Source organism: Polaromonas sp. P3_A5, from assembly GCF_056403055.1.
Window position 1 is genome coordinate 824,452 of the sequence record NZ_JBFUGF010000001.1, and the last position, 13,638, is coordinate 838,089.

The following is a 13,638-nucleotide window of genomic DNA, read 5'->3' on the forward strand; positions in this document are numbered from 1 at the left end:
CCCTATTGGCTTGGAGCATTTTTTCGTTATGAAGATCGTACTTGCGTCGAACAACCAGGGCAAACTCGCCGAGCTCAAGGCCATGCTTCTTCCCCTGGGCCTGACGCTGGTCAGCCAGGCCGAGCTGGGCCTGCCGGAGGCTGACGAGCCCTTTCGCACCTTTGTGGAAAACGCACTCGCCAAAGCCCGCCAGGCGTCGCGCCTCAGCGGCCTGCCCGCGCTGGCCGACGACGCCGGTTTGTGCGTGGACGCTTTCGGCGGCCTGCCCGGCGTGGACACCGCGTTTTACGCCACGCAGTTTGGTTACGCCAAGGGCGACGACAACAACGTCAAAGCCTTGCTCGAGCAGATGGCCGGCCTGACCCAGCCCGCCCAGCGTCGCGCCGCGCTGGTCAGCACCCTGGTGGCGGTCCGGTCTGCAGAAGACCCGGAGCCACTGATCGCCTCAGGCCGCGTGGCCGGAGAAATCGCACCCGCGCCCGTCGGCAGCAACGGCTTCGGCTTTGATCCGGTGATGTACATCCCCGAGTTCGGCAAAACCTTTGCACAGTTGCCCGTTGAAGTCAAAAACGCCAACAGCCACCGCGGCAAAGCCGCACAGCAAATGATCGAACTCCTGCGCGAGCGCTGGAGAATATGAAACACCCCGTGGCTTCGCGCACTTCGTGTCGCGGCCTCCCCCTCAAGGGGCGGCACCTGCGGTCCGGCGAAGCCGGTCCCGCGGTGTCCACTGGCCTGAGCATCAACGGATGTGAGGCTTCGTCCCTACCATATTCGTTCAGCGATCAGAACCCATCATGAAAGACATCCAGCACTACATGCGCAGCGGCACGCTGCAGCTGGCCGCGTTGCCGCCGCTGTCGCTGTACGTGCACCTGCCCTGGTGCCTCGAGAAATGCCCTTATTGCGACTTCAATTCGCACGAGGTCGCCGGTGAAATGCCAGAGCAGCGCTACATCGACGCCGTGGTGGCCGACCTGGAGGCCGCGCTGCCCCTGATCTGGGGCCGCATGGTGCACAGCATCTTCATTGGCGGCGGCACACCCAGCCTGTTTTCACCACAGGCCATAGATCGCCTGCTCGCCGACATCCGGGCACGCCTCAGGCTGGAAGCCGACTGCGAAATCACGCTCGAAGCCAACCCCGGCACCTTTGAGAAAGACCGCTTCAAGGCCTTTCGCAGCGCCGGCGTCACGCGCCTGTCCGTCGGCGTGCAAAGCTTTGACGACAAGCACCTCAAGGCCCTGGGCCGCGTGCACGACCGCGCCCAGGCCATCGCCGCGGTAGAAGAAGCCGCACAGGCCTTCGACACCTTCAACCTCGACATCATGTACGCGCTGCCCGGCCAGAGCATGCAAAGCCTGGAGCAGGACATGCGGCAGGCGCTGGCGCTGCAGCCGCCCCACATCTCGATTTACCACCTCACCATCGAGCCCAACACCTACTTCGCCAAATTTCCGCCCGTAGTGCCTGAAGAAGACACTGCCTACGCCATGCTCGACAAAATCACCGAGATCACGCAGGCCGCCGGGTTGCAGCGCTATGAAGTGTCGGCCTACGCCAAGCCCGGCCACCGCTGCTTTCACAACCTCAACTACTGGCAGTTTGGCGACTACCTCGGCATAGGCGCCGGCGCCCACAGCAAGCTCAGTTTTGCCCACCGTGTCGTCCGCCAGGTGCGTTACCGTGAGCCCAAGCTCTATATGGAAAAGGCCCTGGCCGGCGAAGCCGTCACGCAAGAAACTGAAGTCAGCCGCGCCGACCTGCCGTTCGAATTCATGCTCAACGCCCTGCGCCTGCGCGACGGCTTCAAGCTGCAAGACTTCACCGAAAAGACCGGCCTGCCAGTCACCGCCATCCATCGCGGCCTCGAAGAAGCCGAACGCAAAGGCCTGATCGAACGCGACTTCGTACGCGTCAAGCCCACCGAGCGCGGCTTTGATTTTTTGAACGACCTGCAGACATTGTTTTTGGCCGACTAGCACCCACGTCAACGCCCAACGCCAGCGCCAACGTCAACGCAACACCTCGTCTACAAGATCTATGGAAACATCCGCCGTTGTTTTTCTGGTTATCAGTTGCGCCGTCAGCTTCGGGCTGGGCCGGCTGTTTGTGCACTTCCGCGACAAAAAGCGCAAAGAAAAATCACAGGCCCGCGAAGCCGAAGCATTGCGCAATCGCCCCCCAGAGCCCGAGTCCCTCAACAAGGCCAAGCGCAAGCGGCAGCTTCAGCAACAGAGCAAGCTCAGCAAGGGTCGTGATAGCCGTTAAGCCGGGTGCGCAAGCCGTATCTTCCGGCGCGATTGCGTCAGAAGATCCAGGGTCGTATAAGTGTTCGGCTTATCTGGCCACCCATTTCGCGCAAGCTTCATACGATTTTCCGGCCAGCCAATAGCTGCTGTTCAATTCTTCCTTCGGCAATTGCTTCATGGCTTTCAGAAACGTGGGCTTGTCTTGTTTGGCGCATGCATAGCTCGGATAGAGGTTTTTAAAATACGGATCTGGGTAGCGCGCAATCAGGTCTTCAAAACTTGCTTTCATTCGCGGCCAGTTCATTTTTGATCCGGGCAGCAAAGCTCGAGTCCGGTGAATATAAAGTCGTGCATACATTGAGCTTCCTTCGGTAGCCCGTTGCTGCTCACTCCAGTAATTGATAAAAGCATCAATGGCTTCCCAGTTCCCGTCCTCCGCTTGAGCCATGCTGTCCAGCGTATTTCTATAAAGATAAAAATCCCTCGGCCAACGCTTGACGGCATTCTTTAAGGTCGCTGCAATATTGGCATTGGCAGATCTTGAGTCAAGAGCAATGGCGAGCGTCAGCATGTCCCACATCGGCGTAGCTTTCAACTCGGTGGGCGCGTCATCAAGTATTTTTTGTGCGGCAGCAAGCCTGCTGTCATAGAGCTCCCAAGCCTCGGGAGATATCGAGTTCGGTCCTCCCGAGCCGCGCGCGTTCCACGCATTGGCGTATTGGTAGCGGGCTTCAGCAAAAACTGCAAAGTAAGAATTCGGAACAGCAGATTTCCAGCGTTTGATTCGGTCTTCTTCCAGAGGCAACGTTCCAGGTGCGGGCATTGCCAAGCGGAACCCCATATACGGCGCGGTGGCCATGGGCTCACCTGCGGGGAAATTCTTGCCCGATGCAATCAACTCCTTAAGCGACCGTTCCAGTGCTTTAAAGCTTTCCAGTGTGTATAGCAGCTTCAGGTTTGACGCGGCAGTCTGAAAATTGGGCCAATAGTCGTTGTTGCATGGCGGGCTTCCAGGTGGGCTATGGCAACGCCAGGGAATTTCATCGTCGGATGCAGCAGATGCCGTAGCAGCCAAGCCAACCCCCAGCACGGCAAGAATGCATCCCTTCTTCAGATGGCTGCGCCAGTTTTGGAAAACCGGGGTCATTTTCAAATCGATGAGTTTCAGCATGCGGTGGTGCCCTATTTTGAAGCCCATAACGTACAGACATCGTAGGAGTTGCCCGGCAGCCATAAATTGACACGAAGCTGCTCTTTGGGCAGCTGGCTAATGGCCTTGGCATATGCCGGCTTGTCCCTGGCGAAACAGGTATACGCGGCATAAAAGTTTTTAAACTGGGGATCGGGATAGCGCGCAACCAGATCCTCAAGACTCGCACGCATCCTCTGCCAACTCATCTTTGTGTCGCTCGGAAGTGCGTATTCTCTCAAGTCAATATACAGGCGTGCATACATCGACAATCCTTCGGTAGCCTGTTGTTGCTTGCTCCAGTGATCGATAAAGGCCTCAACGACCTCCCAGCTGCCACCCCACTTTGGGGTCAATCGCGAGGCTGCAGTTGAGTAGAAGTCGAATTGCCGCGGCCACTGCGTCACTGCCGCCTTGAAGACAGGCGCTACTTTTGCCTTGTTCGATCTTGAGTCAAGCGCAACATCAAAGGCCACGCTATGCCAAAGGGGCGTCTTTTTTGCTTCTGCTGGCGCGCTGTCGAGAAGTTTCTGCGCAGCCCGAAGTCTGCTGTCGAACAGCTTCCAGGATTCGGGTGAAACGGTGTTGGCATAGCCGCCGCCTCGTGCATTCCACGCATCCGCATGCTGGTAGGCCGCCTCAGCGAGGACGACAAAATGCGAATTCGGAAACGCGGTTTTCCAGTGCGCCAGTTGCAGACGCTCAGGTTCCCCCGCCCCTGGCGTCAAAAAAATTTGGCGAAACGCAAAACCGGGCGCACTTGATAACGGCTCACCCGTAGGAAAGTTTTTGTCAGAGCCTGATAGCTCTTTGAGCGCCCGCTCAAGCATGGCGAAATTTTTCAGCTGATGGTTCAAGTAATAGAGCAGCTTCAGGCGATCTTTGGTGGTTGCAAGGTCTGGCCAATCTTCACCTTTGCAGACGTCACCCTGGAAGCCCCAGCAACTCCACGGGTACATGCCCAGTTTCTTGAATTCCCGTGGCCTGGGGCCACTGGCTGATACCGCTTCAGAAGCAGCCAATGCAGCGGCTGGTGCCGTTTCAGAAGCAGCTACTGCAACGGTCAGAAACCCGCCAAATAGCAAGACGAACGCGCAAACTTTCTTCAGGAAGGCGTTCCAGTTGTTGATAGACATTCGCAGCCTTTGATAAGTGGAGCAGATGGCCAGCAGAGGCTGCCGAACGAAGGAAGAATATCAGCAACGGGTCGCTTTGCGTCCTTCAAATTAAGGGCTTGCGTGGGGAGGCAACAACAACATTCAGGTTGATATGTCGGCCTGCCAAACCTGGCAATCCATCGAACGTAGTCTGCTCAGCAAGGCCGGGCGCAAGCAGCCGCAGCAACTTGAAAACAAAAGAAGTCAAAAACCACAAACGCTAGCCGGCTTCCGTGCCGGCCTTTTTTTTAACCGCAGCTGACGTGCGTCACGCGCCCGGCAGCATCCACCGTCAGGCTCAGCCGATCAGCATTGAACTCCATCGTCACGACCTGCCCAGGCTTGAGAACCCGGACGGTTTTGGTGCCGGCGCGTGTGCGGGCTTCTTCTTGAAGCGCTGCGCTCACATTGCGGCCCACGGCAAATTGGGCTGGTGCGGCGTTGCAAGGTCCGCTTGGCGGCGCAGATGCTGGCGTTGATGCACCAGGGCCTCCTGCGCAGGCGGAGAGGGCTATCAGCAGGGCTAGTGCAAGAGCGTTAGAGAAAAACGTGCGCATGGCAAGGTCCTTTCGTTGAAATTTTTTAGCTTATCTCACGACACTCTGCTGCATGTGGGATGAATTGATTAAATATCGCTCTGATAGAGTTGCACAAACTTATTGGGAGAGACTCTTTGTTCGGTCTAGAAAAAATATTCAACAAGCCACCTACCAAAAACAAGTTCGCCGATCTGGCAACTGAACGGCTCAGGCAAGACCTCCCTCATCGAAGTTTCACTTATGACGAGGGACAGTTCTGCCTCCGCGGTGATAACGGCCAGACGCTGTACCTCACCAATTTCTACGAAGACTTCTTGAAGAGCGACAAAGCAGCCCGCGCTGATCTGATGTCTCGATTGAGCAAGGTTGCTGAGGTGCCTGCGATACCTAGCGATTTTGCCGAGGCGCGAGACAAGCTGCTGCCTGTCTTGCGGTATATACCGGGCCTGGAATTAACCGTACTGGACGCGATGGACTGTGCGCTTGCGGAAGCGGATAGCTGGAACATGCGCCCATTCGGATCAATTTTGGGGATTGGCGTTGCCTTCGATACAGAAACGGTGGTTCAACAAGTCGGAGCTACGGCCTTCTCCGATTGGGGTGTGTCTGCCGATGAGGCACTTGCTATCGCCACAGATAATCTCCGGCACAAGGCGCCGCCATCTTTCATGCAGGCCACTCCAGGAACTTATGTCTCCCAATATGGCGATCTTTACGATGCCGCACGCATACTGCTGCCAGAACTCGCGTGGCAGCTGGAGCTGAATGGCAATCCAGTGGCGATGGTCCCCACCAGGGAATGTCTGTTGATCACAGGCGACAAGGACGAGGCTGGTCTGGCCTTGTTGATGGCGCTGGCCAAGGACCGGATGGAGGCGACTTCTCGCCATCTTTCACCGGAGATGTTCCGGCTGGACGGGTCGGAATGGACTTCCTGGCAGCCTGAGGGCTCCAACCTCAACGAACTCCGTACCATGATCCTATCGCACCGCTCGGGTGACTACGATGCGCAGAAAGAGGCACTCTGCCGGTTGTTTGAGAAGAAGGGCAATGACGCATTCGTCGCGAGCTTCCAGGCCATGAAAAGCGCAAGCGGCGAGGTACTGACCTATTCAACCGTGAGTTTTCGCCTGCCAACTGTCTTGCCCCAGTCCGAACTGGTTGCACTTGTCGATCCAGGAGCGATTGGCGACGATCCAGACCACCAGCCGTTTGTTGTTAAATGGGAAACATTGGCGGAAGAGCTTGGCGCAGATTTGGTGAAGCTCCCCTATGTCTTGCCGCGCTATAGCGTTCTATTTGACCCCGCGCCTGACCAGATCGCCAGGCTACGGTTGAAAGCGGTAAGTTTTTCCTGATGAGTCAACAAGCTTCAGCGCGCCATCGGCCGCCAGTCAGATCGATGCCTTCTGATGCGCGATCAGTTTTGACTGGCAACGCTAGTAAGCTTTATCAATCTCAATGCCTTGCCGCCATCTGCTTTCCCAGTGCGCCAGATAGCGGTTAGCCACGCCGGGGTTGTCCCACACAACGAGTACGTTTTCTGAGTTCGATTTTGCGGCCGCCTGGCTGAAGTTAAACGATCCAGTCTCCGTATGCCGGCCATCGACCACGATGTACTTGTCGTGATGGATCGCATAGGTTGATATCACCCGGATAGGGATGTCTGCGCCAGCGATCAAATTCATCGCGGCTAGGCTCGCCTGTCCGCGGTTTCCTTTGTCGTCCACCAGAATCTTGACGTCGACACCACGGCGCTTGGCTTCCATCAAGCTCTTAACAATGGCCGGCGACGTGAAAGAGTACCCGGCCAATCGAACGGATTGATGGGCACTGGCAATGACTTTTAGAACCAGCGCTTCCGAGCCGGCCTCTGGCGAAAATGCAATTTCTATCTGCTGGGTGAGATTACCAGGAGCCTGCTGGACTGCACACCCCATTGGGAGTGCGAGCAGGAGGCAAACGAGAAAACGGCATAGCTTTGGATGCACGGTGTATTCCATTAGAGATCTTTAATGCTCATCCTTCGAGTATTAAGCGTTCCATATACAGAGTGATCAAACCCGGCCATTCAAGCCTGAGATAGATTCCGAATCTACCATTCTCGATAAGGTATCGCGCTATTTGAGGTGCTATTGCAAAGCCTCTTATTGCTAAGAAACATCGATAACGTAGAGTTCGATAGATTTTCATGTGGAGTAGGTCCCAGCACTACTTCATCGAAACATGGGCGGCCCGTACCAAGCGAAAGTTCGATATACGGAACTAGTAGTGAGGCTCCTTCTCGAAACTGGATATCAGGAACAACATAGCTTGGGTAGTAGCGTGAAATCAATCGCCATTCCTGCTCTTCTTGAAATGCTTGATGCTTAATGATTGCCAGAACCTGCAATACATTCCCACGGAATTTCTCAAAAAAAGGATGAAATCCGATGCCTCCCGAAAGAGATTCGTCCGGCATCAAATTTGTCTGCCTAAAAGTAACTAGTAGCTTGTCAAAAAGGCTATAGAGCAGTTGCTGCTGCTCGTTGTAGTCATAGACGCAGCGCGCAATCTTCAAATCATTTATTTGGATTACCTCCTGAAGAAACGAGGGGCCGCAACCGATGCTGACGCCTTTGCCGTGAGGTGTGTAACTTCGCCACTGGCTTAGCAGCGATTTTTCCTCTGATAAAGAGAAAACGAATAGGCAATACTGATTTGAATAGAACGTTTTTGCCCACGTTAAGAATTGCTTTCCGAATTCCCGTTCTACATCAGTGAGCTGATTGTCAAAAGTTAGCCTCGGCTCTAGGGCTTCTTGCAGGACATCACAGGCATGAAGAATTTCCTTGGAGTCATTGAGGTAGTAGATATGGCTCGCCCAAATGGTGTTGGATTTCGCAATACCTACCAGTGATCCAATACCGGTGTAGTGGAAGAGAGGGTTATCAATGTGGAGAGAGAAATACTCATCGACTTGGCGCATATGGAGGGCTAGCCGGTTACTTAAACTGTGATTTGAGAAACCATACAAATAGCCCTAGGATCACTGCTAATGGGATGATTTGTGCGGAACTGAGAATAAGCACCGAATAAAAAGTCGAGCCATTTTCGAATGGCACTGTTTTTAGAAATCCCACTATCAGTGCGAATACTCCTATGAAAGCACCAAACAAAGTAACGACGTTGGCCCAATACGACTTCAACTTTTCATCGAGCTTTTGTTCCGCGTCGCTCTCAATCTGCAACATACGCAGCGCAAGCACTTCAAAGAAAATATTAAGGTCTTCGGGGCGGGCTGTGTCATTCGCAAGAAGGCGTGGAACCTTTATGCCACTAATGCTGACGTACTCACGGATTGGCAATCCTTTATAAGAAGGAAGCATGTAGTCGGGAGTCCTCGTATGAGCTCGGACAACGATCAGACCTTCCGTTGACATGCTTTGGAGCTCTCTCTGCAATGCATGCACGTCTGTCTGCTTCAGAACGGTGAGTAAGTTTGCCGTCGTTAGTGAGTTAGGCGCACGCTCAACAAGACAGGTGAGAATGCTATTACGAAGGCTTTCCATGCTGCTCTCCAAGATACTGCAAGTCGGTTAGCGCTTTTTTCGCGGAGCACTTCCCAATGATGGCGGTTGTGCGCTTGGGTGGCCGAGCCTTGCTTTTCCAAGTAATCGAGTCAGTTCCGCGATATCTTCTTCCGACAGAGCATCAGAATTTCCGTCACGCCTGGAGGTGCTATGGACGCTGCCGTCATTTGTTGGCGTGGTGGGAGCGGGGGCTGCCAAAAGCTTTGGTTCGGGCCGCATAAGCTGTCGAGGTGACTGGCCCTGGGAAACCATATCTTGGATGTATATACCCGATTCAAGAAATTGCGTTGCGCCAAGCAAAGTTTTACGCTTTAAAAGTTCGGCCTGCTCAGGTTCAAGGGCACGAGATTGTTTGAGAGTTTCAATTTGCGCTATAACGGGCAGCGATTCTGCAATAAGAGCAATGCATTGGCTGGCGTGCATATGGCGATAGAAAACCCGTCTATCCCAGATTGCTACGACGAGCTTTCGAACCTCCTCCATAAGCTTGGCGACGCCGAGAAAGTCGAACGATTTGTCGCTTCCAGAATCACACGCCAATACGATGAGGTCGCCTTCAGACTGGTTCTCCAACGTGCAGAACACACCGTACAGGTTTGTGATGGCCTCCAGCGCCGCGATAAGACGGGCGGGAGAAGAGTATTCGTGCTCTTCCTCTGGAAGAATAAATGTGATCCCAGTCTTTCCTCGAAGTTCTACTGGCAGGTTTTCCCCTGTTTTTGCTGCCGCAACATGTTCCTGTTCGAGTAATTTCACGATCTTAGGAAGATCATTTCTTGCAAAGAAAACGTTTCGACGCAGCTCGAAGATCACCGCAGGGTCTGAATTCACCGAGAGTCTTTGCCAAGTCTCTGCTGAAAATAGTGGGCTAATCCCCATAATCGCCGCGATGGCATGTTCCGCTTCACCATAGCTAGATGTCGCGATTGAATACTTCTGAAAGACCTCGAAAGAGACAAAGTCTCGGTCTTCTTTGCTGGCTTGCCGAGCACGATTTGAGGCCTCTTCAAACATGGTTTCGACACCACTCGATACTAGGTCATCGATGATCCTCTGTGTTGCGCGAGTTATGACTTCTCTTCTCATTGCCTCTCCTCAGGTTATATTTAATATAGACGGCTTTAGCGATTCCGCCCCGCGTAGGATTCTAGGCAGCAAGCTCTCGCAGCGCATCCTCAGTATGAACTAGTGGAGTCACTGGTTCCTTTGCGTTCTACAGGGGTTAACGCTAGCCCGGCCCGGTTGCACCCTTGGATGCCATTCGCTGCGCTTGGTGTCACGTCGACTGCGGGCGCCAGGCCTGCCCCTGTGAAAAAACCGCGCTGCCCCGGTCGCCGCTGAATCCCCCACAAGACCCCGACCCGGTGTGAGGGGCACTTGTGGGGGGATTTTCAATACAGCGACAACCGGGTCATCCCGGTTTTTTCTTGTTGATCGACCAGCATCCTTCCGCCGCCTACTCTGAGGAACGAGGAAGCCCGAGCGAGAGGATGTTTTAACCTCCCTCGTCTGTCAACTTCCTTTTGGAGGTTCACATGAGTGCGGCTGTTATCGAGACCGTTTCTGTTGCTGCGGATGCAGGTGTTTCGCATGCGAAACCGGTGCTGGAGAAATGAAGACTGACCCAACCTGGGCTCTTCACCATCAGGAAGGACTTCTTTTCCTCAATGCATTGATTACATACAACCAAGGCAGCAGCCACATTGCAGAAAAAACCACGAATGCCCATGGGATTGGGTCAGACGAAGGAAGACTGGGTCCAAGGTAAGCCGTATAGAAATCGACACTCCAAAGTACGTTCAGCACACCGAGGAGCGGAGCCAACGCCACCACCCATGCCCCGGACGCCTTTGCCCCTTTCACAAACAGGAGTAAAGCGATTGGTACTGCTGCGCCAACGATGGGAGTCCAGAATAAAAGTGAATCAAGAGCGCGCAGGGGAGAACCCCATCCACCCAGTGCTAATGCTGCCGGCCAACTCACGAGTCCAATACCAATCGCCAATACGATTCCGACAATTTGCATAACGCTCATCCCCATAACTTAGGGCATGGTATCGCACGCGATATCCTGGTCGGGATGACAATTCGAAGCGGTCGGCTTCCGGTCACGGCGGTTTATTGCAACGCATCGTGATCTGTGGGGTGTCACATGTCAGGGCTCTGCGCTCTTTCTTTCCACTGGATGGAAGCCGCGTAGTCCGGCAGTGCTGTCCACTTTTAGCCCGCCGTCGTTACCGGCATCAGTACGCGGCTGGTGCTGGGAAATGCGCAGGCTGGCGTCCAAACAGCGGATCAAGCGTGAAGAACGCGATTCATAAATGTTGGCCCATTACAGGCTACAGAAGACTGCAATGAGTCCAAAACTGTCATCAAGAATTCTTGGATTGCGCTCGATTTTCCCGGATGGCACGAATGTCTTTGCGTATTGATCTGGGAGTCACCGCAACAACGAAAACCGCCAGGGCAAATTGAAACCAGAAGGCCAGCCAAAACACAGTTGGCTCGCTTTCCAACCGAATCCATCGATTAGCTTTGCTGAACTTGATTTCGCCCGCGAGCATCGCATTGAGGCAAACCCATCCCAGAATAAGCCCGAGGCAAAGACCGGCAACGTTGCCAATCAGGGAAAAATAAGGGCCGTGCCACCAACGCTTCACGATGCTGATTCCATGTCCGTTTTTAGCCGATAACGAAGTAACCTACCAAAGCGTTATGGCCAGCGTCACGATAGCACCGACAACGATAAGGGCCGCGAAGATCAGCCCGCAGATCCAGGGTTTCATATATGTCTAGACAAAAAAATGAAAACGACGCCGCGAGAGTTGCAGCATACCGTGTCGGGCACGAACTGGTGACGCTATTGAATTCCGCGCTAACGGAATCAGATTTCGACGGAATTCAAAAGGCTAGAGCAAGGATGCTCCCGAAGCCTGGTTTTTCGTTAGCCATGGAGCAATATTCGTTTGAATTCAGCCGACCGGCCAGCGCAGCTGGCTAGGGTCGGCTGCAATGAAGGGTGAGCGTCTTAGTGACGACGAATTTTCGTAAAGAAGTTCTCCCTATACGTCGAGGGGCGGCTGTCTTGAAAAGTTCGAACAACATCTGAGGGGCTGACGTTTGACATGAGCGGTGACTGGAAGCGTGCGAAGCGCTGGAAGGTGTCCGCTCGTTGGAAGGGTTGGCGCCTCAGCCCTCATGGAACCACCTTAAGCGCTTGTGTAGCAGGCGCTCGAATGTGGCACGGCCTTCTGCTACGCCGCACGAGCGTGACCATGGGTCGGTTTCATCGGGGCGCTGTGAGTAGGTGAACGAAAATGTTTGGGCCGCGGCGTTGAACGCGACTTGGAGTTCATTGTCGTGGCGCACAAAGTTGGCGACCCGACCAATTAGCAACACTTCATGCGACGTGGCAGGGAACAAGCCGTTCGCGTAAGTCGAAGACGCAATGAAGCGCACGAGTTCAAGCATTGGCACAAACGGCCACGCACTGTCGCTCACGAGACGCTCATAGAAGCGCTCCACTTCAGTCCAGGTGCAGGTGCCAACGCGGCTCGAAAGCATGGGTGCCTAACGCCTGAGTTAAGGCCGCCCGCGAAGCGGCGTCGACTTGAATGAATTGTTAGAGTGCATGTCGAAAGAACTTGTATGCAATTGGTATGACTATTAGTGGCTGAGCAGCAAGAAACACCAGCAAGTACTTAAAGACTCTCGCTTGGGTAGATCTCCCGCGAAGAATCCTAGGGGGTGTCATGCAGCAAACAACGATGGAAGCTGTCGCGACCAAAATGGCCACTTTGGATATTTCGATGGCAAGGCGCGGCGCGTAGATGCTGCTGCCTGTAAGCCCAATGATTACAAGCAAAAGTAGACCAATAAAAACTCCGATTGCTGCAATCACGACTCGGAGCAGCACAGATAAAGAGGTTAGCTTGGTGGAGTTGTGATCAGTCATCATATGCGCTCTAACGTTTGAGATGAGAGGCGTGACCCGGCTTGCCCGGATACGTCCTCTCGATTGAAAGGTTAGGCGCTTCCATGCAGACCAGCCTTCCTTTCTCACAGCAAAGCCTTCTTTATGCGCGCTGCCAGGTTTTTAGGGTCCCGACCAGCTTGTAGTCCGTGAATCCATAGAGCTTTTTTAGCAACGCATCAATGGTTTTTGACAGCGTGACAGCATCTGCCGCCTTGTATTGAACAGTCGCCAGTCTTCCAGGGCACCAATCGATAATCTGAGCGGATTGCAGCGACGCAAGAACTTCGGCCAAGAGCGTTTCCGGCGGGGCCTGCTCAGCGTAGGAAAAGTCCATGTAGTCGCCATAGATCTGTACCCATGCCTCGGGATGGTAGAGGACATCCAGTGTTGCGTAGTGCTCGCTTGGGGGAAGCTCTCCGTGGAGAGCCAGTGTGCCGAAAGCTGCTTGCAGAATTCGACGAACTTCTTCCTCAGATTCTTGTTGCACGAAGACCTTTCTTGAGGCGCCTAAGGTAGAGGTGACCGGCGACCGACAGAAGCGCGAAGCACACGTACGGAGTTGGGTTTCCGTGTCGACCGCCAAGTTAGACATCACCAGCTTTGGGCCATTTTAAGTTCGCGAGAAGATAGACACCGATCAGGGTGCCAATGGGGACACCAAGCAGCAACAAGCAGGCAACCACGATGGAGGACGTGCGCGCCCAAGGTCTGGATCGCGCAGCTCCAAATGCGATCACACCGTGAACGGTGCCAAAGGCCAGGACCAATAAGCCCGGGCCAATAATTGACTCGCCGTCTACGCCGTCCCAGAGCAGCACGAACAGGGCCACACCAAAGAGCCCATAAAAAACACAGAGACCACGATGAACACTCATGCTTCGAATGTTGTCCGTTATCGGCGCCTTCTTGGGCTGATCCTTTCCTCCTGTTCCCATGTACTCCTCCAGTGCTGAT

At 54.2% G+C, this 13,638-nt stretch carries 16 protein-coding genes; 4 read left to right on the forward strand and 12 right to left on the reverse strand.

Translation table 11 applies throughout. The features are described 5' to 3' along the window. Positions 1–28: 28 nt before the first annotated feature. From rdgB to AC1DU8_RS03980, 3 genes are all read left to right on the forward strand, one after another. Positions 29–640 (forward strand): RdgB/HAM1 family non-canonical purine NTP pyrophosphatase, encoded by a 612-nt coding sequence (rdgB, locus tag AC1DU8_RS03970; RefSeq protein WP_457282177.1) that lies wholly within the window; start codon positions 29–31, stop codon positions 638–640. A gap of 157 nt (positions 641–797) precedes the next feature. After that, the gene (gene hemW / locus AC1DU8_RS03975) at positions 798–1,982 is read left to right on the forward strand and encodes a radical SAM family heme chaperone HemW (RefSeq protein WP_477726450.1); all 1,185 of its coding nucleotides are present in this window, start codon (positions 798–800) and stop codon (positions 1,980–1,982) included. Positions 1,983–2,043: 61 nt separating this feature from the next. Then, complete coding sequence (locus tag AC1DU8_RS03980) at positions 2,044–2,271, forward strand: hypothetical protein (RefSeq protein ID WP_477690318.1); 228 nt, start codon at positions 2,044–2,046, stop codon at positions 2,269–2,271. A 69-nt stretch (positions 2,272–2,340) separates the two neighbouring features. On the opposite strand, the gene AC1DU8_RS03985 is transcribed toward AC1DU8_RS03980, so the two are convergent. The 3 genes from AC1DU8_RS03985 to AC1DU8_RS03995 all read right to left on the reverse strand — a co-directional run bounded on the left by AC1DU8_RS03985 (position 2,341) and on the right by AC1DU8_RS03995 (position 5,155). After that, a complete protein-coding gene (locus AC1DU8_RS03985; RefSeq protein WP_457282174.1) occupies positions 2,341–3,423 on the reverse strand; it encodes a hypothetical protein in 1,083 nt (360 codons plus the stop codon). Between the two features lie 11 nt (positions 3,424–3,434). After that, complete coding sequence (locus AC1DU8_RS03990) at positions 3,435–4,577, reverse strand: DUF4034 domain-containing protein (RefSeq protein WP_477690319.1); 1,143 nt, start codon at positions 4,575–4,577, stop codon at positions 3,435–3,437. A 269-nt stretch (positions 4,578–4,846) separates the two neighbouring features. Next, the gene (locus AC1DU8_RS03995; RefSeq protein ID WP_477726451.1) at positions 4,847–5,155 is read right to left on the reverse strand and encodes an I78 family peptidase inhibitor; all 309 of its coding nucleotides are present in this window, start codon (positions 5,153–5,155) and stop codon (positions 4,847–4,849) included. 116 nt (positions 5,156–5,271) lie between these two features. Between AC1DU8_RS03995 and AC1DU8_RS04000 the strand changes: the two genes are divergently transcribed. Next, the gene (locus tag AC1DU8_RS04000; RefSeq protein WP_477726452.1) at positions 5,272–6,495 is read left to right on the forward strand and encodes a DUF1444 domain-containing protein; all 1,224 of its coding nucleotides are present in this window, start codon (positions 5,272–5,274) and stop codon (positions 6,493–6,495) included. An 81-nt stretch (positions 6,496–6,576) separates the two neighbouring features. Here AC1DU8_RS04000 and AC1DU8_RS04005 read toward each other — a convergent pair whose 3' ends face one another. The 9 genes from AC1DU8_RS04005 to AC1DU8_RS04045 form a co-directional block, all read right to left on the reverse strand. Then, positions 6,577–7,140: a phospholipase D family nuclease gene (locus AC1DU8_RS04005; protein ID WP_477726453.1), complete on the reverse strand. Its 564-nt coding sequence runs from the start codon at positions 7,138–7,140 to the stop codon at positions 6,577–6,579. A gap of 92 nt (positions 7,141–7,232) precedes the next feature. Continuing rightward, positions 7,233–8,105 (reverse strand): DUF2971 domain-containing protein, encoded by an 873-nt coding sequence (locus tag AC1DU8_RS04010; protein ID WP_477726454.1) that lies wholly within the window; start codon positions 8,103–8,105, stop codon positions 7,233–7,235. A 16-nt stretch (positions 8,106–8,121) separates the two neighbouring features. Next, on the reverse strand, positions 8,122–8,688 hold the full coding sequence (locus AC1DU8_RS04015; RefSeq protein WP_477726455.1) for a hypothetical protein: 567 nt from the start codon (positions 8,686–8,688) through the stop codon (positions 8,122–8,124). A gap of 27 nt (positions 8,689–8,715) precedes the next feature. Beyond that, the gene (locus tag AC1DU8_RS04020) at positions 8,716–9,795 is read right to left on the reverse strand and encodes a hypothetical protein (RefSeq protein ID WP_477726456.1); all 1,080 of its coding nucleotides are present in this window, start codon (positions 9,793–9,795) and stop codon (positions 8,716–8,718) included. A 558-nt stretch (positions 9,796–10,353) separates the two neighbouring features. Beyond that, complete coding sequence (locus AC1DU8_RS04025; RefSeq protein WP_477726457.1) at positions 10,354–10,734, reverse strand: hypothetical protein; 381 nt, start codon at positions 10,732–10,734, stop codon at positions 10,354–10,356. Positions 10,735–11,080: 346 nt separating this feature from the next. After that, positions 11,081–11,368, reverse strand: coding sequence for a hypothetical protein (locus AC1DU8_RS04030; RefSeq protein ID WP_477726458.1), 288 nt, complete (start codon positions 11,366–11,368; stop codon positions 11,081–11,083). Positions 11,369–11,897: 529 nt separating this feature from the next. Continuing rightward, a complete protein-coding gene (locus AC1DU8_RS04035; RefSeq protein ID WP_457282167.1) occupies positions 11,898–12,272 on the reverse strand; it encodes a hypothetical protein in 375 nt (124 codons plus the stop codon). A 512-nt stretch (positions 12,273–12,784) separates the two neighbouring features. Then, entirely contained in the window at positions 12,785–13,171 is a 387-nt protein-coding gene (locus AC1DU8_RS04040) for a hypothetical protein (protein WP_457282166.1), read from the reverse strand. A 97-nt stretch (positions 13,172–13,268) separates the two neighbouring features. Continuing rightward, a complete protein-coding gene (locus AC1DU8_RS04045) occupies positions 13,269–13,619 on the reverse strand; it encodes a hypothetical protein (RefSeq protein ID WP_457282165.1) in 351 nt (116 codons plus the stop codon). Positions 13,620–13,638: the final 19 nt, after the last annotated feature.